This window comes from Ramlibacter sp. JJN2-2R (assembly GCF_057747835.1).
On record NZ_CM173226.1, the window covers coordinates 4,026,227 to 4,048,759 of the forward strand.

The 22,533-nt window shown below is 73.6% G+C and carries 20 protein-coding genes; 12 read left to right on the forward strand and 8 right to left on the reverse strand.

The window, feature by feature from the left end; translation table 11 throughout:
* The first annotated feature begins 50 nt into the window (after positions 1–50).
* From AC3ANR_RS19595 to AC3ANR_RS19625, 7 genes are all read left to right on the forward strand, one after another.
* On the forward strand, positions 51–1,259 hold the full coding sequence (locus AC3ANR_RS19595; RefSeq protein WP_488289775.1) for an aminotransferase-like domain-containing protein: 1,209 nt from the start codon (positions 51–53) through the stop codon (positions 1,257–1,259).
* Positions 1,256–1,876, forward strand: coding sequence for a glutathione S-transferase family protein (locus AC3ANR_RS19600; protein WP_488289776.1), 621 nt, complete (start codon positions 1,256–1,258; stop codon positions 1,874–1,876). The genes AC3ANR_RS19595 and AC3ANR_RS19600 overlap by 4 nt, the downstream gene beginning before the upstream one ends.
* 16 nt (positions 1,877–1,892) lie before the next feature.
* Complete coding sequence (locus AC3ANR_RS19605) at positions 1,893–2,765, forward strand: PhzF family phenazine biosynthesis protein (protein WP_488289777.1); 873 nt, start codon at positions 1,893–1,895, stop codon at positions 2,763–2,765.
* Positions 2,762–3,448, forward strand: a complete 687-nt coding sequence (locus AC3ANR_RS19610; RefSeq protein WP_488289778.1) for a VOC family protein — start codon at positions 2,762–2,764, stop codon at positions 3,446–3,448. The genes AC3ANR_RS19605 and AC3ANR_RS19610 overlap by 4 nt, the downstream gene beginning before the upstream one ends.
* A 76-nt stretch (positions 3,449–3,524) precedes the next feature.
* Positions 3,525–4,196 carry a histidine phosphatase family protein gene (locus AC3ANR_RS19615; RefSeq protein WP_488289779.1) on the forward strand — a complete coding sequence of 224 codons (672 nt, stop codon included), beginning with the start codon at positions 3,525–3,527 and terminating at the stop codon, positions 4,194–4,196.
* 22 nt (positions 4,197–4,218) lie between these two features.
* Positions 4,219–4,605 carry a thioredoxin family protein gene (locus AC3ANR_RS19620; protein WP_488289780.1) on the forward strand — a complete coding sequence of 129 codons (387 nt, stop codon included), beginning with the start codon at positions 4,219–4,221 and terminating at the stop codon, positions 4,603–4,605.
* A gap of 164 nt (positions 4,606–4,769) precedes the next feature.
* Positions 4,770–4,976 (forward strand): KGG domain-containing protein, encoded by a 207-nt coding sequence (locus AC3ANR_RS19625; RefSeq protein WP_488289781.1) that lies wholly within the window; start codon positions 4,770–4,772, stop codon positions 4,974–4,976.
* Positions 4,977–5,079: 103 nt separating this feature from the next.
* Here the strand turns inward: AC3ANR_RS19625 and AC3ANR_RS19630 are convergent, their stop codons facing one another.
* The 4 genes from AC3ANR_RS19630 to AC3ANR_RS19645 form a co-directional block, all read right to left on the reverse strand.
* Positions 5,080–5,583 (reverse strand): CBS domain-containing protein, encoded by a 504-nt coding sequence (locus AC3ANR_RS19630; protein WP_488289782.1) that lies wholly within the window; start codon positions 5,581–5,583, stop codon positions 5,080–5,082.
* Between the two features lie 173 nt (positions 5,584–5,756).
* Positions 5,757–6,593: a creatininase family protein gene (locus tag AC3ANR_RS19635; protein ID WP_488289783.1), complete on the reverse strand. Its 837-nt coding sequence runs from the start codon at positions 6,591–6,593 to the stop codon at positions 5,757–5,759.
* Positions 6,594–6,668: 75 nt separating this feature from the next.
* Positions 6,669–9,281, reverse strand: coding sequence for an alpha-ketoglutarate dehydrogenase (gene mdeB, locus AC3ANR_RS19640; protein WP_488289784.1), 2,613 nt, complete (start codon positions 9,279–9,281; stop codon positions 6,669–6,671).
* 64 nt (positions 9,282–9,345) lie between these two features.
* Positions 9,346–10,647, reverse strand: coding sequence for a PQQ-dependent sugar dehydrogenase (locus tag AC3ANR_RS19645; protein WP_488289785.1), 1,302 nt, complete (start codon positions 10,645–10,647; stop codon positions 9,346–9,348).
* Between the two features lie 63 nt (positions 10,648–10,710).
* On the opposite strand from AC3ANR_RS19645, the gene AC3ANR_RS19650 reads away from it, so the two are divergent.
* The 3 genes from AC3ANR_RS19650 to AC3ANR_RS19660 are packed head-to-tail and all read left to right on the forward strand — an operon-like array spanning position 10,711 to position 14,351.
* A complete protein-coding gene (locus AC3ANR_RS19650; RefSeq protein WP_488289786.1) occupies positions 10,711–11,451 on the forward strand; it encodes an alanyl-tRNA editing protein in 741 nt (246 codons plus the stop codon).
* A gap of 40 nt (positions 11,452–11,491) precedes the next feature.
* Positions 11,492–13,648: a protein-disulfide reductase DsbD family protein gene (locus AC3ANR_RS19655; protein WP_488289787.1), complete on the forward strand. Its 2,157-nt coding sequence runs from the start codon at positions 11,492–11,494 to the stop codon at positions 13,646–13,648.
* A gap of 10 nt (positions 13,649–13,658) precedes the next feature.
* Complete coding sequence (locus AC3ANR_RS19660) at positions 13,659–14,351, forward strand: aspartate/glutamate racemase family protein (RefSeq protein WP_488289788.1); 693 nt, start codon at positions 13,659–13,661, stop codon at positions 14,349–14,351.
* A gap of 4 nt (positions 14,352–14,355) precedes the next feature.
* On the opposite strand, the gene AC3ANR_RS19665 is transcribed toward AC3ANR_RS19660, so the two are convergent.
* Complete coding sequence (locus AC3ANR_RS19665; protein ID WP_488289789.1) at positions 14,356–15,831, reverse strand: MFS transporter; 1,476 nt, start codon at positions 15,829–15,831, stop codon at positions 14,356–14,358.
* Positions 15,832–15,973: 142 nt separating this feature from the next.
* Positions 15,974–18,385 (reverse strand): glycoside hydrolase family 5 protein, encoded by a 2,412-nt coding sequence (locus AC3ANR_RS19670; RefSeq protein ID WP_488289790.1) that lies wholly within the window; start codon positions 18,383–18,385, stop codon positions 15,974–15,976.
* A 90-nt stretch (positions 18,386–18,475) separates the two neighbouring features.
* Between AC3ANR_RS19670 and AC3ANR_RS19675 the strand changes: the two genes are divergently transcribed.
* Together AC3ANR_RS19675 and AC3ANR_RS19680 are read left to right on the forward strand one after the other, a co-directional pair.
* Positions 18,476–18,967, forward strand: a complete 492-nt coding sequence (locus tag AC3ANR_RS19675) for a CoA-binding protein (protein WP_488289791.1) — start codon at positions 18,476–18,478, stop codon at positions 18,965–18,967.
* Between the two features lies 1 nt (position 18,968).
* A complete protein-coding gene (locus tag AC3ANR_RS19680; RefSeq protein ID WP_488289792.1) occupies positions 18,969–20,303 on the forward strand; it encodes an O-acetylhomoserine aminocarboxypropyltransferase/cysteine synthase family protein in 1,335 nt (444 codons plus the stop codon).
* On the opposite strand, the gene AC3ANR_RS19685 is transcribed toward AC3ANR_RS19680, so the two are convergent.
* Positions 20,284–21,600 carry a hypothetical protein gene (locus AC3ANR_RS19685; protein ID WP_488289793.1) on the reverse strand — a complete coding sequence of 439 codons (1,317 nt, stop codon included), beginning with the start codon at positions 21,598–21,600 and terminating at the stop codon, positions 20,284–20,286. The two genes, AC3ANR_RS19680 and AC3ANR_RS19685, sit on opposite strands and share 20 nt — an antisense overlap.
* 165 nt (positions 21,601–21,765) lie before the next feature.
* Complete coding sequence (locus AC3ANR_RS19690; protein WP_488289794.1) at positions 21,766–22,527, reverse strand: general secretion pathway protein GspB; 762 nt, start codon at positions 22,525–22,527, stop codon at positions 21,766–21,768.
* Positions 22,528–22,533 lie beyond the last annotated feature (6 nt).

Genomic DNA, 22,533 nt, shown 5'->3' on the forward strand with positions numbered 1-22,533 from the left:
CCCGAAGGCCCGGCCCGCACCCGCCCGCACTGCCCCTTGGAGGACCCCGAATGAAACCGAACGACCTGCCCACCCAGCCGTGGGTGCTCGCGCGACGCGCCGCCCGCATGAACCCCTCGGTGATCCGGGAGATCCTCAAGGTCACCGAACGGCCCGGCATCATCAGCTTCGCCGGCGGCCTGCCCTCGCCGACCACCTTCCCGGTCGCCGAATTCGCCGCCGCGAGCGCGCAGGTGCTGCAGCACGACGGCGCGGCCGCCCTGCAGTACGCCGCCAGCGAAGGCTTCGGGCCGCTGCGCGAGTCCATCGCCGCCGCGCTGCCCTGGCCGGTCGATCCCGCCCAGGTGCTGATCACGACCGGCTCGCAGCAGGGCCTGGACCTGGTGGCCAAGGTGCTCGTGGACCCCGGGTCGCGCGTGCTGGTGGAGACGCCCACCTACCTGGGCGCGCTGCAGGCGTTCGCGCCGATGGAGCCGCAGGTCGTCGGCGTGGCCGGCGACGACGAAGGTGTCCGCATCGACGACCTGGAACGCCAGGCCGCGGACGGCGCGCGCTTCCTGTACGTGCTGCCGAACTTCCAGAACCCGACCGGCCGCACCATGAGCGAGGCCCGCCGCGCCGCGCTCGTCGAGGCGGCCACGCGGCTCGGGCTGCCGCTGGTGGAGGACAACCCCTACGGCGACCTGTGGTTCGACCAGCCGCCGCCGGCGCCGCTCACCGCGCGCAACCCGCTCGGCTCGATCTACCTGGGTTCGTTCTCCAAGGTGCTCGCGCCGGGGCTGCGGCTGGGCTTCCTGGTCGCCCCGCCGGCGCTGTACCCGAAGCTGCTGCAGGCCAAGCAGGCGGCCGACCTGCACAGCCCCAGCTTCAACCAGCGCATGGCCGCGCAGGTGCTGCAGGGCGACTTCCTGGCCCGCCACGTGCCGCGCATCCGCACGCTGTACCGTGCCCAGCGCGATGCCATGCTCGCCGCCCTGGAGCGCGAGATGGCCGGGCTGGGGCTGGAGTGGAACCGTCCCGACGGCGGCATGTTCCTGTGGGCGCGGCTGCCGCGCGGCCTGAACGCGCTGGAGCTGCTGCCGCGGGCGGTCGACCGCGGCGTGGCCTTCGTGCCCGGCGCCGCGTTCTTCGCCGGCGAGTCGCCGGACGCGGAGGCGCTGCGCACGCTGCGCCTGTCGTTCGTCACGGCCACTGTCCAGCAGATCGACACCGGCATCGCGGCGCTGGCGCAGGCGATCCGGCAGGCCCGGGCCGCGTGATCCGCCTCTGGGGCCGCCTGTCCTCGATCAACGTGCGCAAGGTGGTGCTGACGGCGCAGTGGCTCGAGCTGCCGCTCGAGCGCCTGGAAGCCGGCGGCGCCTTCGGCGTGGTGTGCACGCCCGAGTACCTGGCGCACAACCCGAACGCGCTGGTGCCGCTGCTGGACGATGAGGGCTTCATGCTGTGGGAGTCGAACGTCATCGTGCGCTACCTCGCCGCGCGCTACGGCAACGGCCGGCTGTATCCGGCCGACCTGCGCCGGCGCTTCGACGCGGAGCGCTGGATGGACTGGCAGCAGACCACGCTCAACGGCGCCGGGCGCGAAGCGTTCGTCCAGCTGGTGCGCACCGCGCCGGCCGAGCGCCGGCAAGAGCGCATCGACCAGTCCGTCGCCGCCACCGAGCCGCTGTGGGACCTGCTCGACCGCCACCTGGACGGCCGGGCGTGGATGGCGGGTGACGCGCCCACCGTCGCCGACATTCCGATCGCCTGCGAGATGCATCGCTGGCGCGGCCTGCCGCTTGCCCGGCGCGAGCGGCCGCACCTCGACGCCTGGTACGACCGCCTGCTCGCGCTGCCCGCCGCACGCGGGGTGCTCGACCTTCCTCTAACCTGACGCCACACTCCATCCCATGTCCCAGCGCCCCTTCAAGCAAGTCGACGTCTTCACCGCCGTGCCCTACCTCGGCAATCCCGTCGCGGTCGTGCTCGACGGCCGCGGCCTGACCACCGGGCAGATGCAGGCGTTCACCAACTGGACGAACCTCTCGGAGGCGACGTTCGTGCTGCCGCCCGAGGATCCGCGGGCCGACTACAAGCTGCGCATCTTCTGCCCCGGGCGCGAACTGCCCTTCGCTGGCCACCCCACCCTGGGCAGCTGCCACGCCTGGCTGGAGGCCGGCGGGCGGCCGAAGGCCGACCTCATCGTGCAGGAGTGCGGCGTCGGCCTGGTGACGCTGCGGCGCGACGCCGGGTCGGGCCGCCTGGCGTTCGCCGCGCCGCCATTGCGCAAGAGCGGCCCGCTGCCCGAGGAGGACGTGGCGCTCATCGCCCGCGGCCTGGGCGTGCCGCGCGGCGACATCGTCGCCCATGCCTGGTGCGACAACGGACCCAACTGGCGCGGCGTGATGCTGCGCGATGCCCAGCAGGTGCTCGCCCTGCGCCCGGATGCATCCGTGCTGGCCGGCCTGGACGTGGGCGTGGTCGGGCCGCGCGGCAAGGTCGGCGTCGTGGGCAGCCGCGCTGCCGGTGACGACTGCGCCTTCGAGGTGCGGGCGTTCTTCCCCGGCAACAACGGCATGGCCGAAGACCCGGTCACGGGCAGCCTGAACGCCGCCCTGGCGCAGTGGCTGATCGGCGCGGGCCTGGCGCCGGCGCGCTATATCGCCTCGCAGGGCACCGCGCTCGGCCGCGCCGGCCGGGTGCACGTCGAGCGCGACGGCGCGGGCGAGATCTGGATCGGCGGCGCCTCGGCGACCTGCATCGACGGTTCGGTGCAGCTGTGACGCCCGCCGCCCGCATCGACCACCTCGTCGTCGCCGCGGACTCGCTGGCGCAAGGCGCGGCGTGGTGCAGGCATGCGCTCGGCGTCGAGCCGGGCGCCGGCGGCGAGCACCCGCTGATGGGCACGCACAACCGCCTGCTGCGCGTCGCGACGGTGGACCACCCGCGCGCCTACCTGGAGATCATCGCGGCCGACCCGGCCGTGGCGCAGGCGCCGCAGGGGCGGCGGCGCTGGTTCGACCTGGACGAGCCCCACCTGCGCGAGCGGCTGCGGCAGGACGGCCCCGCCCTCGTGCATTGGGTGGTCGAGGTCCCCGACCTGCAGGCCGCGGTGGCAGCGCTGCGGTCGCTGGGCATCGACCGCGGCCAGGTGCTCGCCGCCTCGCGCATGACGCCACGCGGCCTGCTCCAGTGGCAGATCACCGTCCGCGACGACGGACGCCGCCTGTTCGACGGCTGCCTGCCCACGCTGATCGCCTGGGGCGACGCGCATCCGGCCGCGGCCATGCCCGGCAGCGGCATCCACCTGCAGTCGGTGGCGGTCCGCCATCCGGCGGCGGGCGAGTTGCGGCGCGCGTTCGCGGTGCTCGGGCTGGACGTGAGCGTGGCCGAAGGGCCGGCCAGCCTGTGCGCGACGTTGCTGACGCCGCGCGGGCCGGTGCGGCTCGAGTCGAACGGCGCCTGAGCCCCCCGCGCGTTCAGACCGCGGGCCAGTCGCCCGTGGGACCGACGCCCGCCCGCGCACTCGCCACAATCGGGGCATGGGAACGCTGTACCTCGTCCGTCATGGGCAGGCCTCCCTCGGGGCCGACGACTACGACCAGCTCAGCGAGCTCGGCCACCGCCAGAGCCTGCGCCTGGGCGAGCACTTCGCCGAGCAGGGCCTGCACTTCGACGCCGTGATCGCCGGCACGCTGCACCGCCATCGCCAGACGCTGGCCGGCATCCTGCAGGGCATGCGCCACCACGCTGAGCACCTGCCGTGGGCCGGCCTGAACGAATACGACAGCGAGGCGGTGATCCGCGCCATCCACCCGGAACCGCTCGAACGCCCCGACAGCCCGGAGCTGGTGCGAAGCCACTTCCGGCTGCTGCGCGAGGGGCTGGCGGCCTGGATGGCCGGCAGCACGCGGCCGCAAGGGATGCCCGCCTACTTCGAGTTCGTGCACGGCGTCACCAGCGCGCTCGACCACGTGCGCGCCAACCACTACGGGCAATCGGTCCTGGTGGTCACGAGCGGCGGGCCGATCTCCACCGCCGTCGGGCAGGTGCTGGGGACGTCGCCGGCCGCCACGATCGAGCTGAACCTGCGCCTTCGCAACACGTCGGTCAGCGAGTTCGCCTTCAACCCCAAGCGGTTCGCGCTGGTGACGTTCAACACGCTGCCGCACCTGGAGGCGCCGGCGCTGCGCGAGTGGGTCACGTACGCCTGATGGGCTGCGTACACTGGCGGCGATGGATTCCAGCAGCCAACTGCCGAGCCAACCGTCCACGCCCGCCTGGCAGGTGATCTGCCTGTGCGCCGCCTGGTGCGGCGTGTGCCGCGATTGGACGCCGGTGTTCGACGCGCTGGCCGCCTCGCACCCCCAGGTCGCGTTCGCCTGGGTGGACGTGGAGGACGAGGCCGACGCGATGGGCGACGTGGACATCGAGACCTTTCCCACGCTGCTGGTCGCCCAAGGCGACAAGGCGCGCTTCTTCGGCCCGGTGCAGCCCTCCGCGACGCAGGTGGGCCGGTTGCTCGACAGCCTGCTGGCGAGCCCTTCCAGCGACCGCGCGGCGGCTCCCGAAGCGCACGCGCTGCTTGCCCGGCTCCAATCTTCGGTGCTCCGAAAACGCTAGCGTCGGATACAGGCCTTGTCTGGATGTAACCCAGCAAGGCCCCTTCCTACAGCGCTCACCACCGCGCCCTGACGAGGCGTTCTCTGCTTTGCACGTCGAATGCGTCCCATGGTTGGCGCATCGGCCGCCATGCAACTTCCCCAAAGCTTTTAAGGAGTACTCAGATGGCATCGAACAATCCAGGCACCCAGGGCAAGTCGAACCGCGGTTTCGCATCGATGGACCCGGAGCGCCAGCGCCAGATCGCCAGCGAAGGCGGCAAGGCGGCCCACGAGAAGGGCACGGCGCACGAATTCACTTCCGAAGAGGCCCGTGAGGCCGGCCGCAAGGGCGGCCAGGCGCGCAGCGCCAATCGCAAGAAGGCCCAGTGAGGCCGGGACCGGCGGCGCGGCGCAGCGCCGCCCGCCAATGCGAGACGGGCCGCCGCGAGGCGGCCTTGTCGTTGGCGGTCAGTCGGCTCCGAGCGGTGGTCCGTCAGCCGGCCTGGCCCTGGCGCTTGCCCGCGCCTTTCGACGCGGCGCGCGGCGTCGCCCCCGGGCCCGAGCGATCCGGCTCGGCGGGCGAGGAGATGTCGCCCAGCGACACGCCGACGTCCTCCTCGTCCTGCGGGCTCTTGGCCGCGATGTCGCCGATCGACAGGATGCCCACCAGCTTGTCCTGCGCATCGACCACCGGCATGCGCCGGATCTGCGCGCTGCCCATCTCGCCCAGCACCTCGTCGATGTCGTCGTCCTGGCGCGCGGTGCGCACATGGCCGCTCATCACGTCGGCGAGCCGGCAGGTCTTGGGATCGAGGTCGCGGGCGAGGCCGCGCACCACGATGTCGCGGTCGGTCACCACGCCCACCAGCCGGTCGCCGTCGCACACCGGCACCACGCCGACGTTCAGTTCGTCCATCAGCCGGGCCGCCTCGGCCAGGGTCTGCTGCGGGGCCATGCTGCGCACGTCGCGCGTCATCACGTCTGCCACGGTTGCCATTGCTTGCTCCTTGGGGAATGGCGCCGGCGGCGCCGGCTTGCAAGCACTCTAGGCCGCGGGCGCCGGTGCGGCAGCGGCCGCCTCGCGCCGGCGCGCGTAGGACACCAACGACGCGGCGCGGACGCGGCCGAGGCAGCGGCCCGCGCGTGCGCGGGGCGAACGCCGCCCAGGCGTCAGAGCGGAATCTGCGGCGAGTCGGCCAGCGTGGACAGCGGCAGCCGCACGACTTCCTGCAGCAGCACGGCCAGCTGCCGGCCCGCGGCCTCGACCACGGCGCGGCCCTTGCCGGCCGTGGCCAGCGTCGCGTTGCCGGCCGCGCCCATCGGGTTGTAGTCCTGCATCTGCCAGCCCAGCTTGGCGCTGGTGCCGTTGCCCAGGATCGGGTAGCCCGCCGCCCGCTCGCGCGAAGTGGAGCGGAAGTCGCGGGCCTGGTCCATGTCGACGAACTGCGGCCGCAGGGCCAGCATCATCGAGGTCTCGATGTCGCCGGCGTGGATGCCGAAGCGGTGTTCATCGGGCGTGAACTGGCCGTCGACCGCCTCGCCCAGCGGCAGCGTGAACCAGTTGGTGGCGTACACGAGCAGGTCGCACTTGGTGCGCAGTTCGCGCGCCACGATGTCCATCACGCTGACCTGGCCGCCGTGCGAATTGAACAGCACCAGCTTGCGCACCCCCGCCCGCGCAACCGATTCGCCCAGCTCCACCCAGACGCGGATCAGCGTCTCGGCCGACAGCGTCAGCGTGCCCGGAAACCGGATGTGCTCGTTGCTCTTGCCCACCTGCTGCGTCGGCAGGAACAGCACCGGCGCGTCGGCCGGCAGGTGCGGCAGGCTGGCCGCGATGACGCCGTCCACCAGCGTCTGGTCCACGCTCACGGGCAGGTGCGGCCCGTGCTGCTCGATCGCGGCCACGGGCAGCACGGCGACCGTCCGCGCCGCCTCGCCCGAGGCTTGCCGCTGCGCGAACTCGCGCGTGCTGAGGTCGGCCCAGAAACGGGATTTGGCTGCCATGCGGGCGATTATGGCAACGGCATCGCGTCCGGCGCGCGGCGCCGCCATCAGCAGCACGCGCGCGATCTTCGCTCTTCAGGCACCCAGCAGGTGCCGCGCGGCCTGGGCGATGTGCGCCGCGTCGACGCCGAAGAAGGCCCGCAGCGCCGCGCGCGTGTCGCTGCGCCCGAAGCCGTCGGTGCCCAGGGTCAGGTAGCGGCGGCCGGCGGGCAGGAAGGCGCGGATCGACTCGGGGACCGCGCGCACGTAGTCGGTGGCGGCGACGATCGGGCCCGCGCCGCCGGCCAGGAGCTCGTGCAGGTACGGAGTGGTGTGCGCCTCGCCGCGCAGCGCGCGCTGCTCGCAGTGCAGCCCGTCGCGCGCCAGCTCGCTCCAGCTGGTCACGCTGACCACTTCCGTGGCCACGCCCTGCGACGCCAGCAGCCGCGCGGCCTGGATCACCTCGGTGAGGATCGCGCCCGAACCGAGCAGCGTGAGCCGCGACGCACCCTCGCCGTACACCGCGAACCGGTAGCCGCCCCGCACCACGCCGCGCGCCGCACCCTCGGGCAGGTCCGGCTGGGCGTAGTTCTCGTTCATCAGCGTGAGGTAGTAGAAGACGTCCTGCTGGTCGACCAGCATCTCGCGCATGCCGTGGTCGACGAGGACCGCCAGCTCTCCGGCGAACGCCGGGTCGTAGGCCTTGCAGTTGGGGATCGTGGCCGCGACCAGGTGGCTGCTGCCGTCCTGGTGCTGCAGCCCCTCGCCGCCCAGCGTCGTGCGGCCCGAGGTCGCACCGAGCAGGAAGCCGCGCGCGCGCTGGTCGGCCGCCGCCCAGATCGCGTCGCCCACGCGCTGGAAGCCGAACATCGAGTAGTAGATGTAGAACGGAAGCATCGGCACCCCGTGCACGCTGTAGCTGGTGGCCGCGGCCGTCCAGCTGGCGATGGCGCCCGCCTCGCTGATGCCCTCCTCCAGGATCTGGCCGTCCAGCGCCTCGCGGTACGACAGCACCGAGCCGATGTCCTCGGGGTCGTACAGCTGGCCGGCGCTGGCATAGATGCCCACCTGCTTGAACAGGTTGGCCATGCCGAAGGTGCGCGCCTCGTCGGCCACGATGGGCACGATGCGCGGCCCGAGCTCGCGGTCCTTCAGCAGGTTGCCCAGGAGGCGCACGAACGCCATCGTGGTGGACATCTCCTTGCCCGCGGCCTGCACGGCGAACTGCGCGTACGAAGCCAGCGGGGGCACCGGCAGCACCGGCGCCGCGGTCTCGCGGCGCGGCAGGTAGCCGCCCAGCGCCGCCCGCCGCTCGTGCAGGTAGCGCATCTCCGCGCTGTCCTCGGCCGGCTTGAAGAACGCCAGCGTGCGGGCCTGCTGGTCCGACAGCGGCAGGTTGAAGCGGTTGCGGAACTCCAGCAGCGCCGCCTCGTCCAGCTTCTTCTGGCTGTGCGTGGTCATCTTGCCCTGGCCCGCCGTGCCCATGCCGTAGCCCTTCTTGGTGTGGGCCAGGATCACCACCGGCTGCCCCTGGTGGCGCGCGGCCACGTGGTAGGCCGCGTGGATCTTCACCAGGTCGTGGCCGCCGCGCTTCAAGCGATCGATCTGCTCGTCAGTCATGCCCTGCGCCAGCCGCGCGAGCTCCTCGTTCTGGCCGAAGAAGTTGTCGCGGTTGAAGCGGCCGTCCTTGGCGGCGAAGGTCTGCATCTGGCCGTCGACCGTCTGGGCGAACACCTTGACCAGCGCGCCGGTGACGTCGCGCGCGAACAGGCCATCCCAGTCGCTGCCCCACAGCAGCTTGATCACGTGCCAGCCGGCGCCGCGGAACAGCTTCTCGAGCTCGTCGACGATGCGGCCGTTGCCGCGCACCGGGCCATCGAGGCGCTGCAGGTTGCAGTTGACCACCCACACCAGGTTGTCCAGCTTCTCGCGCGAGGCGAGCGTGAGCGCGCTCATGCTCTCGGGCTCGTCCATCTCGCCGTCGCCGAACACGCCCCACACCTTGCGCCCGCCGCAGTCGAGCAGCTGGCGGTGCGTGAGGTAGCGCATGAAGCGCGCGTGGTAGATCGAGCTGATCGGCCCAATGCCCATCGAGCCGGTCGGGAACTGCCAGAAGTCGGGCATCAGCCACGGGTGCGGATAGCTCGACAGGCCGCGCGCGCCGTGCTGCGGCGCCGAAATCTCCTGCCGGTAGTGCGCCAGGTCGTTCTCGGTCAGGCGTCCTTCCAGGAACGCGCGGGCATAGACGCCCGGCGCGCTGTGCGGCTGGAAGAACACCAGGTCGCCCCGGTGCGCGTCGCTCCTGGCGCGGAAGAAGTGGTTGAAGCCGACCTCGAACAGGTCGGCCGCGCTCGCGTAGCTGGCGATGTGGCCGCCCAGTTCGCCGTAGGCGCCGTTGGCGCGCGCCACCATGGCCAGCGCGTTCCAGCGCATCAGCGAGGCGAGCCGCTCCTCGATCGCCAGGTCGCCGGGGAAGGCCGGCTGCTGCTCCACCGCAATCGTGTTGACGTACGGCGTGACCAGCTCGGGCGACCAGCCCACCTGCGGCGCGCGCGCCTGCGCGGCCAGCTGGTCGAGGATGAAGCGGGCGCGCTCGGGTCCCTCGTTGGCGACGAGCGCGGCCAGCGCCTCGCGCCACTCGGCGGTTTCGGCCGGATCGCTGTCGGCGCCGGGCGTGAGGAGGAAGCGGGAGATGCTCTGGTCGGTCATGGGCAGCAGGCGGCTGGCGGGGCGTCCATTCTGGCGCACCCGGCGACGCCGAGCTGCCGGGCGGTCAGCGCGCCGGCGCCATGCGCCACACCGCGTTGCCCACGTCGTCCGCCACCAGCAGCCCGCCCTTGGCGTCCAGCGCCACGCCGACCGGGCGGCCCCAGGCCTTGCCGTCCGGGCTCACGAAGCCGGTCAGCACGTCGACCGGCGGGCCCGCGGGCTTGCCGCCCGCGAACGGGACGAACACCACCTTGTAGCCCGAACGCGGGCGGCGGTTCCACGACCCGTGCTCGCCGATGAAGGCGCCGCTGGCATAAGGCGCCGGCAGCTTGCCGTCGGAGAACGCCAGGCCGAGCGGCGCCACGTGGTTGCCGAGCGCGAAATCCGGCCGCACGGCATTGGCCACCTTCTCCGGTTGCGCCGGCTGCACCCGCGCGTCGACGTGCTGGCCCCAGTAGCTCCACGGCCAGCCGTAGAAAGCGCCCTCGCGCACCGAGGTCAGGTAGTCGGGCACCAGGTCGCTGCCCAGTTCGTCGCGCTCGTTGACGACCGTCCACAGCGCGCCGGAGGTCGGCTCCCATGCCAGGCCGTTCGGGTTGCGCAGGCCGCTGGCGAACAGGCGCTTGGCGCCGCTGGCGAGGTCCAGCTCCCAGATCGCCGCGCGGCCTTCCTCGGCCTGCAGGCCGTTCTCGGCGGCATTGCTGTTGGAGCCCACGGTCGCATAGAGCCTGCGGCCGTCGCGGCTGGCCAGGATGTTCTTGGTCCAGTGGTGGTTGATGCCGGCCGGCAGGTCGGTCACCTTCTGTGCCGCGGCGGTGATGCGCGTGTCGCCGCTGCGGTACGGGAAGCGCACGATGCCGTCGGCGTTGGCGACGTACAGCCACTCGCCCACCAGCGCCATGCCGAACGGGGAATGCAGGCCCTCGAGCAGCGTCGCGCGCGTCTCGGCCACGCCGTCGCCATCGGCATCGCGCAGCAGCACGATGCGGTCGGGGCTGGGAACGCCCGCGCCGGCGCGCTTCATCACCAGCTTCATGGCCCAGGCGCGAAAGCCGCCCGGCTCCTTCGCCTCGGCCGGCTTGTTGCTTTCGGCCACGAGCACGTCGCCGTTGGGCAGCACGTGCAGCCACCGCGGATGCGCCAGGTCGCGGGCGAGCGCGGTCACCCGCCAGCCGGACACCGGGGTCGGTTGTCCGCCCGCCGGCCAGCCTTCGGCCGGCGCGATGTGCACCGTCGGCACCAGGCTGCGCTGCGGCGGCGGCAGTTCCGGGCTGGCGCCGACCGTGCGCTCCGGTGGCAGTCGTGCGGTGTCGGCGCACGCGGCGAGGCAGGCCGCGCAAAGCAGGTGGATGAGCAGCTTGGGCATGGCGGGCAGTGTCCCTTGCCCCGGCACGGGCGGGCTGTAGGGGAAAACCGCGAAAATCCGGGCATGACGCAAGACCTGTTCCGCGACGACGGCTACCTGCGCGAGTGCCAGGCCACCGTGCAGGCGATCGCGCCCGAGGGCATCGTGCTCGACCGGACCGTGTTCTATCCGCTCGGCGGCGGCCAGGCGGGCGACAGCGGATGGCTGCGGCTACCCGATGGGCGCGAGCTCGCGATCGCGGACACGCGCAAGGCCAAGGATGCGCAGGGCCAGCCCACGCAGGACATCTGGCACGTCCCGGCCCCCGGCCAGGAGGCGCTGCTGGCCCAGCTGCAGCCGGGCACGCCCGTCACGGCGCGCCTCGACTGGGAGCGGCGCCACAAGCTGATGCGCTTCCACACCACCACGCACCTGCTGTGCCACCTGGTGCCGCAGCTGGTCAATGGCTGCTCGATCACCCCCGACTACGCGCGCCTGGACTTCAACATGACGGAGCCGCTGGACAAGGACGCGCTCACCGCCGGCATCGCCGGCCTGGTCGCCGCGGCGCTTCCGGTGGCCGTGGGCGCGATCACCGACGAGGAGCTGGACGCCAACCCTTCGCTGGTCAAGAGCATGTCGGTGCAGCCGCCGCGCGGCAGCGGGCGCGTGCGCACCATCCGCATCGGCGCCGAAGCGCTGGTCGACTACCAGCCCTGCGGCGGCACCCACGTGGCCAACACCTCGGAGATCGGCGCCGTGGTCGTCACCAAGATCGAAAAGAAATCGGCCACCACCCGACGGGTGGTGCTGGGTTTTGCCTGAACGGCGGAACTTCATGCCACTGTCGCGCTCGCACTTCACGATGTCCCGTTTCCTGCGTCTCGTCCTCCTCGGCTGGCTGGTCCTGCTCGCCGCCCCCTCCTTCGCCCAGGTGGCCGGCAGCCCGGGCAGCGTGGTCGCCAGCGAGCGCGTGCGCGCCGAACTGCTGGCCCAGGCACCCGAGGGCATCGCGCCCGGCAAGCCGGTCTGGGTGGGCCTGCAGCTGGCGCACCAGCCGGGCTGGCACACGTACTGGAAGAACTCGGGCGACTCGGGCCTGCCCACGCAGCTGCAGTGGACGCTGCCCGCCGGCGTGGTCGCCGGCGACATCGCCTGGCCGGTGCCCAGGAAGATCCCGGTCGGCACGCTGGCCAACTACGGCTACGAGGACACGGTGCTGCTGGCGGTGCCGCTGACCATCACGCCCGGCTACAAGCCGCCGCTCGTGGGCGGCGACCTCGAGGTGAAGCTCAAGGCCAGCTGGCTGGTGTGCAAGAAGGAGTGCATCCCGGAGGACGGCGAGTTCGCGCTCAAGGTGCCGGTGCGCAGCACCACGGCGCTGCATGCGCCGGCTTTCGAGGCCGCCCTGGCCGCGCAGCCGCAGCCGGTGCTGCAGGGCACCGGCCCGATTCCGCCCAGCGTCGCCAAGGTGGGACCGCAGGGCCTGGACATCGAGGTGCAGGGCCTGCCCGTGGCCGTGCGCGGTCGCCAGCTCGAGTTCTTCCCGGAGACGCCGGAGATCGTCGAGCCGGCCGGCGCCTGGACCCAGGCCTGGAAGGGCGCCGTGTGGACCGCGCACGTGCCGCTGTCGGCGCAGCGCACCAGCAGCCCCGGCCTGCTGCCGGTCGTGCTCGCCGACGGCGCCAAGGGCTGGCGCGCGGAGCTGCAGGTGGCGGGCACCTGGCCCGCGGCAGCCGCCGCCCCGGCCGGCGTGTCGCCGGCGCTGCAGGAAGCGCTGCGCACCAACGCGGCGGTCCCGCCCGCGTCCGGCACCGCGTCGATCGGCCTGGCCGCGGCGCTGCTGGGCGCCCTGCTCGGCGGCCTGATCCTGAACCTGATGCCGTGCGTGTTCCCGGTGCTCGCCATCAAGGTGGTGGGCTTTGCCCGCCATGCCGACGACGTGCGCAGCCACCGCATCGCCGGCTTCGCCTACACCGCCGGCGTGGTCGCCTCGTTCCTGCTGCTCGGCACGCTGATGCTGTCGCTGCGGGCCGCGGGCGAGCAGCTCGGCTGGGGGTTCCAGCTGCAGTCGCCGCTGGTCGTCGCGTCGCTCGCGGCGCTGTTCACGCTGATCGCCCTGAACCTGGCCGGCGTGTTCGAGTTCGGCGCCTTCCTGCCCTCGTCGGTGGCGGCGCTGGAGGTGCGGCACCCGGTGGGCAACGCCTTCATCTCCGGCGTGCTCGCCGTCGCCATCGCCTCGCCGTGCACGGCGCCCTTCATGGGCGCGTCGCTCGGGCTGGCCGCCACCCTGCCGGCCGCGCAGGCGCTGCTGCTGTTCGCGATCCTGGGCCTGGGCATGGCCCTGCCCTACCTCGGGGCCAGCCAGCTGCCGGCGGTGGCGCGCTGGCTGCCGCGCCCCGGCGCCTGGATGGACGTGTTCCGGCGCCTGATGGCGTTCCCCATGTTCGCCACCGTCGCCTGGCTGGTCTGGGTGCTGGGGCAGCAGAGCGGCATCGACGGCGCGGGCGCGTTGCTGGCCCTGCTGGTGGGCCTGAGCCTGCTGGCGTGGACGCTCACGCTGCGCGGGCGGCTGCGCGCGGTGCTCGCGGGCCTGGCGGCGCTGGCGCTGGTCGCCCTCGCCTGGACCATCGGGCCGCTGCTGGCTGCGCCGGTGCAGGCGGCGCAGGCCACGCGTGCCGAAGGCGAGTGGCAGCCCTGGTCGCAGGCCAAGGTGGCGCAGCTGGTGGGCGCGGGCCAGCCGGTGTTCGTCGACTTCACCGCCGCCTGGTGCGTGACCTGCCAGGTGAACAAGAAGACCACGTTGTCGAACACCCAGGTGCTGGCCGACCTGCGCCAGCGCAACGTCGCGCTGCTGCGCGCCGACTGGACGCGGCGCGACCCGGCGATCACCGAGGCGCTGGCCGCGCTGGGCCGCAACGGCGTGCCGGTGTACGTGCTGTACCGGCAGGGGCAGGCGCCGGTGGTGCTGTCCGAGCTGCTCGGCGTCGACGAGGTCCGACGCGCGGTCGCCGCGCTCTGAGGCGCCGGCCATGCCGCGGCACATCGGCATCGTGGGCTGCTCGGCCGAAGGCGCGGCCCTGTGCTACCGCACGATCTGCGCCGAAGGCTCGCTGCAGCTGGGCGGGCATGCGCATCCCGAAGTGACGATGCACACGCCGTCGCTGGCCGAGTACGTGCGCTGCCTCGACGCGGGCGACCTCGAGGGCGTCGCCCGCCTGATGCTGGCTTCGGCCCGCAAGCTCGCGGCGGCGGGGGCCGACTTCCTGGTCTGCCCCGACAACACCATCCACCAGGCGTTCGACCTGGTGGCGCCGCGCAGTCCCCTGCCCTGGATCCACATCGCCGACGAGGTCGCCGCCGAGGCCCGGCGCAGGGGCCTGCGCCGCGTCGGCGTGCTCGGCACCACCTGGCTGGCGCGCAGCGAGGTCTATCCCCGGGCGCTGCGGTCCGCCGGCATCGGGTGCGTGCGGCCGGCCGATGCCGACCGCGACGAGGTCGGGCGGATCATCATGGACGAACTGGTGCCGGGCGTGGTCCGGCCCGGCTCGGTCGCCGCGCTGCAGGCCGTGATCGGCCGCCTGCGCGACGCCGGCTGCGACGGCGTGGTCCTGGGCTGCACGGAGCTGCCGATCGTGCTGGACGACGGCAATTCGCCCTTGCCCACCCTGGACTCCACCCGCCTGCTGGCGCGCGCCGCGCTGCGGCACGCGCTCGCGCCCTGACGGCTCAGCGCCGGCTCGGCTCGCGCCCTCGCCACCACTTGCGGCGCTCGGCCAGCCGCTCGAACGGGAACAGCGCGCCGACCGCGCTCGACGACAGGTTGTTGATCGAGCGCCAGGCCTCCAGCGCGAACTCCTGCATGACCTGCCGCTCGCTCACCTCGCGCCCTTCGCGCACGCGCGACAGCGCATGCAGCACGTACAGGCCCAGCAGCGAGGCGAGCGCGAACAGGAACTCCCAGTGGGCGAAGCTCATGATCGCCATCTCGCGCCACTTGCCCGGCGAGGTCCAGCGCACCACGGCCGACAGCTCGCTGGTCTGGAACCACTGCGCCAGCGCCCCGGCGGCGATCGGCGCAACGCCGCCCGCGACGGCCGACACCAGCCCGATCGCGGCCAGGTAGATCGTGCCCTCGCCCTGCGGCGCGAGCTTGAGCCCCAGGTTGCCGGTCGCCAGGCCGATGCCGCCGGAAGCCACGCCCATGACCAGGTGCAGGCCATAGAGCAAGCCGAGCTGCCAGCGCGGGCTGGGCGCGGCATCGACGAAGCACAGCGCCATCACGCACGCGAAGTACACCGGCAACGCCGCCGCCAGCACGCCCTTGTTGGACAACCGGTCCGACAGCCGCCCCCACAGGTACAGGGTCAGCGCGTTGGCGAGCTGGCTGGTCACCCACAGGCTGGTCACCGTGCCCACCGGGTAGCCCAGCTGCTCCATGAGGTAGACGGTCAGGAACGGCGCGGCCAGGTTGGAGGCGACGATCCACGCGCCCAGGAACACCAGCAGGCTGCGGAAATTGGGGTCGCGAAACGGCAGCCGCAGCCGCTCGCGCAGGCCCGACGTCGGTCCGGCATCGTGCATCTGCGGCTCCGGCGCACGGGCGAGGAAGGCCGAACTGACGAACCCCGCCAGGCCCGCGATCGCGAAGCACAGCGCATACGCCTGCACCGTGCGGTGCGGCGGAACGTGGTCGACCAGGGCGCCGGCGGCGAGCGTGCCGATGCAGGCGACGGAGGTGCCCGAGAACAGCCGGCGGGCGAAGAAGCGGCCCAGGCTCTCGTGCGGGATCAGCTGGTGCAGCCAGGAGTTGACCGCGCAACCGCCGACGGCCCCCAGGCCCGCGATGGCCACCTGGAACAGCATCAGCAAGGCCAGCGCCCCGGAGGGCGGCAGGAACGGCAGCACCGCCATCGACAGCACCAGCACGCGGGCCCCGGTGATGGCCAGCACGCCGATCTTGCGGCGCTGGCGCATCCGCTCGATCAGCAGCGTGGCCGGCAGCTGGGCGGCCTGGGTGAGGAAGGGAATGGCGGCGAGCACGCCGATGACCAGCGGCGAGGCGCCCAGCGCGAGCGCGAAGGCGACCAGGATCACGCCGCCGCTGAAGGCGCCGGACATGCTGCCCCAGGCGATGTCGAGCACCAGGGCCCGCTGGCCGGCGGCCAGCGCGGCCGGGTCGACGGAGGGAACGGGACGCAGCATCAGCGGCGGGGCGGGCGGCGGGCCGAGCGCGTCGGCGCGGCCCGGCGGCGGTGCAGGGGTCGGAACATCGGTCGACCTTGTACCCCGCGCGCCGCCGGGCTGGTGTCAGCGCGCGCCGCGTCCGCCCGCTCGCCGCCGTGGATCAGCCGGCCAGCGAGCGCAGGTAGCGCTCCAGCACGCCGAGCTCGCCGTCGCTGGGCCGCCCGCGCCCCGCGACGGCCGCGAACAGCTGGCCGCGAAAGCCCGGCCGCGGGTAGTAGCGCACGAAGCCGGCGCCCAGCAGCAGCTGCGCGAACGGCGCGGGCCCGAACACCTGCGCCGCCCGCCCGGCGAGCTCGCCGTCGATGCGCAGCGCCTGCGCGCCGCCCGCGCTCGTCAGCGACAGCACGGCGATGCGGCCGGGCTCGAGCGGGCGCTGCGCCTTGAGCACCACCTCGCGTCCGCCCGCGTCGATCCAGCGCGCCTGCGGCCGCCCGTCGTCGAACGCGAGCTCGGCGAGTTGCCCGTCCTCCGCCTTGGACGCCTGGAACGCGACGCCAGTCGCGCCCGCGGCAGCCGTGCGCACGGCCACCAGCATGAAGTGGTCGTCCTGCAGGTCGAACGGCGAGCGGTTGCGCGGCCGCGGCTGGATCCCCGGCTGCGGCGCGCTGTTGCGGCACCACAGGCCGAACGTGCCCTCGGCGCCGCATTCCAGCGCCGGCCGGCCGCCGGCGGCGCGCAGCAGCGGCGGCCGCCAGCCGGCCAGCTGGGCGTTGTCGGTGCCCAGGAAATGCAGCATGTCCATCGGATTGGCGACGCTGGCGCCGAATCCCGACTCGGCCAGCGCGCGCACCGCCTGTCCGTCCTTCGCCGGCGCGCCGTTGACGTAGTCGGTGAACGCATCGGCCAGGTCCCACTTGCATGCCCGGTGGCGGCCCAGGATCGCCAGCGCGGCGTCCGCCAGCTGCCGCCCGGCCTGGGCCACCGGATCGGCGAACGTGGCCACCTTGCGCGGCGGCGGGACCGCGACGCCGCCGGCGGCCGCATAGGTCACCGTCGACGCGCCTTCGAGCGCCGGCGTCCAGGTGTAGCTGGCCGATCCGTTGGCCCCGGCGGGCAGGACCAGCTCGCCCTTGTCGAGCCGGCCGCCCTCGGCCTTCAGGCGCACCGTGAGCGGCGCGGCCAGGGCGCCGCGCACCCGCACCGTGACGGCCAGCGGCTGCCCCGGCACCACGGCGCCGCCGAGCTCGTCGTACAGCACGGGCTGCTGCAGGCCGGCGGCGTGCTGCACCACGCCCGCGACCGCGGGCGCCAGCGTGCGGCCCTGGTACCAGCCCGGCACGTGCTGCAGGGCGTGGCCGCGCACGGGCCAATGGCTGCCCGACATCCACGTCATCACCTCCACGCCCTGCTGCAAGGCGTAGGCCACCGTGCGCTCGAACATCGCCTGCCAGCGCTCGTCGTCCACCGGCATGCCGACCTCCGTCAGGGCCAGGCGCGCGCCATGCCGCTCGGCCCAGCGCACCGCGGGCTCCAGCCGCTTGACGCCGGTGTCGGCGTCGATCGCGCGGTGGCGGCCGACGCCGGCGCTGAACCCCTTGCGCTGCTCGGTCTCGTAGTCGAACGCTTGCCCCGTGCTGCCGGCATCGAGGTACAGGTGCACCTCGTACACGAGGTTCTCGCCGGCGAGCGGGAAGCCGGGGTTCTTGTCGGCCAAGCTCATCGCGGCGCTCCAGCCGTTGCCGCCGACGTAGATCGCGCCCTTGCGGTCCACCTGGCGGATGGCCTCGACCGCCGCGCGCGCGAACGTGGGCCAGATGGTCAGGTCCTCGCCGCCGCCCTCGCTGGCCTCGACCGCGCCGCGGGCCGGCAGGTCGTGCGGTTCGTTCATCAGGCCCCAGCCCGCCAGCCCGGGGTGGTCCTTCCAGCGCTGCGCGATGCGCCGCCAGACGTCGGCGAAGTGCGCGGGCGTGAGCGTGGCGCCCGGGGCCAGCCCGAAGATGCGCTCCTGCACGCCCGCCGGGTCCTCGGTGAAGGCGCGGTGCAAGGGCGTCGGCGGCATCTGCAGGCCCGGCACGCCGCCGTCCGGCGCATAGCGGAAGTCGCGGTAGCGGCCGTAGTTGTGCAGGTCCAGCACGCAGGTCGCGCCCGCGGCCGCGTGGGCATCGAGCACGTCGGTGACCAGCTGGGCGTACAGCGGATGCAGCTCGCCGGGCTCGCCCACCAGCGCGCGCGTGGCCCCGTTCGGGCGGCTGTCGTGCAGCACCGGCTGCAGCATCTCCCACAGCACGGGCAGCCGGTTCTTGCGAAAGCCCTGCGCGGCCAGCCAGCCGATCTCCGCCTTGCGCGGCGGACTGAAGTTCACCAGCGGCAAGGTGCTGGCGCTGCGCCGGATGCCCGGCTGGGCCCATTCGAGCCCCGAGAGGTTGGTGCCGATCACTGCCGGCCCGGCCGCGGTGCGCGCCTTGCTCTCGCCGGGCACGCAGCCCGCGAGGGCGGACGTGGCGAAGGCGCCCGCGGCCGCCTGCAGCAGCAGCCGCCGGCGCAGCAGCAGATCATTGTCGTGTTCGTGCACGGCCCCACCTTAGGCTGAGCCACCTGCCGCCGCGGTAGGACGGCGGCGACGGCGGGTGGCCCGAAAGGGTGCTTGCGTACACTGGGGCGCATGAGCTCCATCAGCGACCTGCGCCGCATCCTGGGCACCTGCCGCACGCTGGCCGTCGTGGGCCTGTCGCCGCAGTGGCACCGGCCCAGCTACTTCGCGGCCAAGTACATGCAGGCCCACGGCTACCGCATCGTGCCGGTGAACCCCTCGGCCACCGAGATCCTGGGCGAGCGCTGCCACCCGTCGCTCACCGCCGCGGCGCAAGCCCTGGCCGCGCAGGGCGCGCGCATCGACATGGTGGACTGCTTTCGCCGCAGCGAGGACATCCCGCCGCTGGCCGACGAGGCGATCGCCATCGGCGCCCGCTGCCTGTGGCTGCAGATCGGGGTGGTGAACGAGGCCGCCGCCGCGAAGGCGCGGGCCGCCGGCCTGGACGTGGTGGTGGACCGCTGCGTCAAGATCGAGCATGCGCGCCTGTTCGGCGGGCTGAACTGGGCCGGCGTCAACACGCGCGTGATCTCCTCGCGCCGGCCGCAACAACTTCCCTACTGACATGAGCCAGGACCACGAGTACGGCTTCGGCACGCGCGCGATCCATGCCGGCGCGACGCCCGATCCGGTGACCGGCGCGCGCGCCACGCCGATCCACCAGACCACCAGCTTCGTGTTCGACTCGGCCGAACACGCGGCGAGCCTGTTCAACCTGCAGACCTTCGGCAACGTCTACAGCCGCATCAGCAATCCGACCGTCGCCGTGCTGGAGGAACGCGTCGCCTCCCTGGAGGGCGGCCGGGCCGCGCTGGCGTGCGCCACCGGCATGGCCGCGCAGATGGCCGCGCTGCTGGCGATCCTGAAGGCCGGCGACCACATCGTGGCGGCCTCCACGCTGTACGGCGGCACGGTGGGACAGCTGGGCGTGGGCTTCTCGCGCCTGGGCATCGAGACCACCTTCGTCGACCCGGGCGACCCGGACAACTTCCGCCGCGCGATCCGCCCGGGCACGCGCGCGATCTATGGCGAGACGCTGGGCAACCCGCGCGTGAACGTGTTCGATATCGAACCGGTCGCGGCGATCGCCCACGACCACGGCCTGCCGCTGGTGATCGACAACACGGTGGCCAGCCCCTACCTGTGCAACCCGTTCGCCTTCGGCGCCGACATCGTGGTGCACAGCGCGACCAAGTACCTGGGCGGCCACGGCACCACCATGGCCGGCGTGGTGGTCGAGTCCGGCAAGTTCGACTGGGGCTCGCCGCTGGCGCGCGGCAAGTTCCCCGAGATGCTGGAGCCCAGCCGCGCGTACCACGGCGTGAAGTTCTACGAGACCTTCGGCGACTTCGCCTACACGATGAAGGCGCGCATGGAGGTCAACCGCACCTTCGGCGGCGCGCTGTCGCCGCTGAACGCCTGGCTGATCCTGCAGGGCATCGAGACGCTGCACCTGCGCATGCAGGCGCATTGCCGCAACGCGCTGCGCGTCGCGCAGTTCCTCAGCGACCACCCGCTGGTGGGCTGGGTCAACTACCCGGGGCTGGCGTCCTCGCCCGACCACGCGCTGGCGAAGAAGCAGTTCCGCGCGATCGACGGCGCGCCGGGCTGCTCGGGCATCCTCACCTTCGGCATCCGCGCGGCGGATCCGGCCAAGGCGGGCGAGCGGTTCATCGACGCCTGCGAATTCCTCAGCCACCTGGCCAACATCGGCGATGCCAAGACGCTGGTGATCCATCCGGCGTCGACCACGCACCGCCAGCTGAGCGAGGACGAGCTCGCGCGGGCCGGCGTCGGCGCCGACATGATCCGGCTGTCCGTCGGCATCGAGGACGTGGACGACATCCTGTGGGACATCGACCAGGCGCTGCGCCAGGCCGTCAACGGCCGACCAGGTTGATCGTGCTGCCCGCCTGCCAGCTGTCGTAGGCGGCGACGAAGTGGTCGTCGCCGCCGCCGGCCAGCGAGGTGGTGCCGCTGGCGGCGCCGGTCGTGGTGACCAGCCCCAGGCTCGCCACGACCTGCGGCTCGTCCCGCGCGGCTCCGGCCGGGCCGAACCGCTGCGTGATCAGGTCGGCGGACGTCTGGCGGATCGAGACCGACCGGCCCGCCAGCCAGCCGACCACGAAGCCATTGCCGCCGAGCGAGGCGACCTTCGGGGCGCTCACGGCGGCCCCGACGGTCGACGGGACGTCGGCCGGCCCGCTCACGGGGTCGCCGTTCGGGGCGAACAGCTGCAGGTTGATCCGCGTCACCCCGCTCGAGATGCCGAACGACTGCCACACCAGCGCCAGGTTGCCGTTGGCCAATCCGGCCATCGAGAACTCGAAGGCCAGGTTCTCCGTGGCCGAGGTCAGCTGCCGCTCGGCCGCGACCGGCGCGCCGGTGGCATCGAACCGGCGGATCGCGACCACGTAGGCGGGCAGCACGTTGCTGGGCGCCGCCTGCCGCCAGGCCAGCACGACCGAGTCGTCCGGCAGCACGGCCAGCCGCGGCAGGCGCTGCGCGCCCGTGGCCTGGCTGGCGGCCGCGGCGGCGCCGACCGGCTTGCCGCTGGCATCGAACCGCTGCAGCCCGACCCGCGCCTCGCCGCTGCCGGTGGGCGCGGCCGCCCAGGCGACCACGTAGCCGCGATCGGCCGTGGCCTCGGCGGTGACCTCGGCGATCGAGAACAGGGTGCCGGTGCCCACCGGCTGCGCTGCGGCCAGCGGCGCGCCGCTGGCGGAGAACCGCCGGGCCAGCAGGGCCGGCCCCGATGTCCCCGCCGCCGCCGTGGCCCACGCGACGACGAAACTGCCGTCGCGCAGCGCCGCGAGCGCGGGCTTGCCGCCATCCGCTCCGGTGGCCGCGACCTCGATCGCCGGGCCGGACAAGGCGCCGGTGTCGTCGACCCGCTGGGCCAGCAGCGGCCCGGCCGCCGCGCGCCAGGCGACCACCGATCCTCCGCCGGCCAGCCGCGCAACGACCGGGGGCAGTGACTGGTTCGCGTTGGTGGCGACCACGATCGGGCCGAAGGCCGCGAACGTGGACGCGGGGGAACCCGGCGCCGGCGTGCCGCTGGCCGAAGGCGGCGAGACCGTCGTGCCGCCCCCGCCGCCGGTCGTCGTGACGCCGTTGCCGTCGCCACCGCCGCCGCACGCGGCGAGCCCCAGGGCGAGCAGCCAGCCGGCCGCCCGCCGCGTCGTGTGCCATTCCATCAGCCACCTCGCGTTCGGTTGTCGCCCCCGATGGTGCGGGTGCGCTGCAGCCAAGGGCGTGTGGCGGTGCTTCAGATGCGCCGCTTTGTTTCGCGCGCAGAGCGGCGAAACGAGCGCACGCGCCTGGTGGCGCGCGTCCCACGCGGCCACACAGCGCAGCTCAGCTCAGAACACCACGGTGTAGCGCGAGCCGCGGAAGCCCAGCACCGCGCTGTCGCGCCTGACCTCTTGGAGCACCACGCCCGAGCCGAGGTCGGCGCCTTCGCGCATCACCTGCCCGTTGACGATCAGCATCCGCTTGGCCCGGTCGGACGAGTAGACGCCGCCGCTGATCACCAGCCGCGGCGCATCCGGCGGCAGTCCGCGCACGGCCTGCTGCTGCGCGCTGGCGGCGGTGGCCGGCCGCGCTGGCGCCGGGCTGCCCCCGAATGGCGGCGTGACCGATGCCGGCGCACCGGGCGGCGTGGGGGCCGGGGCGGCGCCGGTGGGTGCTGGCGGGGTCGGTGCCGGCGGGGTCGGCGCCGGCGCGGCGGAGGGGGGCGTCGTGGTCCCGGAGGCAGCCGGGGCGGCGGGCATGGACCGCGCCGTCGGCGCGGGCGCCGGCGCGACCGCGGGCGGCGGCGGCGCAGGAACGGCCGGCACGGCCTGCGCCGCCGGCGGCACCGTCACGGGCGCGTTGCCCATCACCGCCGCGCTGCCCGGCTGCAGCACCACCGCCGGCGGCACGCTGGCGCCCGGCTGGGCGGGGACGTTGTCCGCTGCCGCGGGAGCCACGGCAGGCGCGGCGGGCGACGTGCCCGGCGGCGCGCCGAAGGGCCGGCCGCCGAACGGCTCTTCGGGCGTCACCTGGGCCTGGACCGGGTGGCCCGCCGCGGCGGCGGCGAGCGCGACGAGCAGGGGCAGGGGCAGGAAGGATCGGGATGGCATCGCAGG

Excerpts from the sequence above, each read along its gene's own strand:
- AC3ANR_RS19595 (WP_488289775.1), top strand. The coding sequence starts at position 51 with ATGAAACCGAACGACCTGCCCACCCAGCCGTGGGTGCTCGCGCGACGC.
- AC3ANR_RS19605 (WP_488289777.1), top strand. The coding sequence starts at position 1,893 with ATGTCCCAGCGCCCCTTCAAGCAAGTCGACGTCTTCACCGCCGTGCCC.
- AC3ANR_RS19615 (WP_488289779.1), top strand. The coding sequence starts at position 3,525 with ATGGGAACGCTGTACCTCGTCCGTCATGGGCAGGCCTCCCTCGGGGCC.
- AC3ANR_RS19620 (WP_488289780.1), top strand. The coding sequence starts at position 4,219 with ATGGATTCCAGCAGCCAACTGCCGAGCCAACCGTCCACGCCCGCCTGG.
- AC3ANR_RS19625 (WP_488289781.1), top strand. The coding sequence starts at position 4,770 with ATGGCATCGAACAATCCAGGCACCCAGGGCAAGTCGAACCGCGGTTTC.
- AC3ANR_RS19630 (WP_488289782.1), bottom strand. The coding sequence starts at position 5,583 with ATGGCAACCGTGGCAGACGTGATGACGCGCGACGTGCGCAGCATGGCC.
- AC3ANR_RS19635 (WP_488289783.1), bottom strand. The coding sequence starts at position 6,593 with ATGGCAGCCAAATCCCGTTTCTGGGCCGACCTCAGCACGCGCGAGTTC.
- mdeB (WP_488289784.1), bottom strand. The coding sequence starts at position 9,281 with ATGACCGACCAGAGCATCTCCCGCTTCCTCCTCACGCCCGGCGCCGAC.
- AC3ANR_RS19645 (WP_488289785.1), bottom strand. The coding sequence starts at position 10,647 with ATGCCCAAGCTGCTCATCCACCTGCTTTGCGCGGCCTGCCTCGCCGCG.
- AC3ANR_RS19650 (WP_488289786.1), top strand. The coding sequence starts at position 10,711 with ATGACGCAAGACCTGTTCCGCGACGACGGCTACCTGCGCGAGTGCCAG.
- AC3ANR_RS19655 (WP_488289787.1), top strand. The coding sequence starts at position 11,492 with ATGTCCCGTTTCCTGCGTCTCGTCCTCCTCGGCTGGCTGGTCCTGCTC.
- AC3ANR_RS19660 (WP_488289788.1), top strand. The coding sequence starts at position 13,659 with ATGCCGCGGCACATCGGCATCGTGGGCTGCTCGGCCGAAGGCGCGGCC.
- AC3ANR_RS19665 (WP_488289789.1), bottom strand. The coding sequence starts at position 15,831 with ATGCTGCGTCCCGTTCCCTCCGTCGACCCGGCCGCGCTGGCCGCCGGC.
- AC3ANR_RS19675 (WP_488289791.1), top strand. The coding sequence starts at position 18,476 with ATGAGCTCCATCAGCGACCTGCGCCGCATCCTGGGCACCTGCCGCACG.
- AC3ANR_RS19680 (WP_488289792.1), top strand. The coding sequence starts at position 18,969 with ATGAGCCAGGACCACGAGTACGGCTTCGGCACGCGCGCGATCCATGCC.
- AC3ANR_RS19685 (WP_488289793.1), bottom strand. The coding sequence starts at position 21,600 with ATGGAATGGCACACGACGCGGCGGGCGGCCGGCTGGCTGCTCGCCCTG.
- AC3ANR_RS19690 (WP_488289794.1), bottom strand. The coding sequence starts at position 22,527 with ATGCCATCCCGATCCTTCCTGCCCCTGCCCCTGCTCGTCGCGCTCGCC.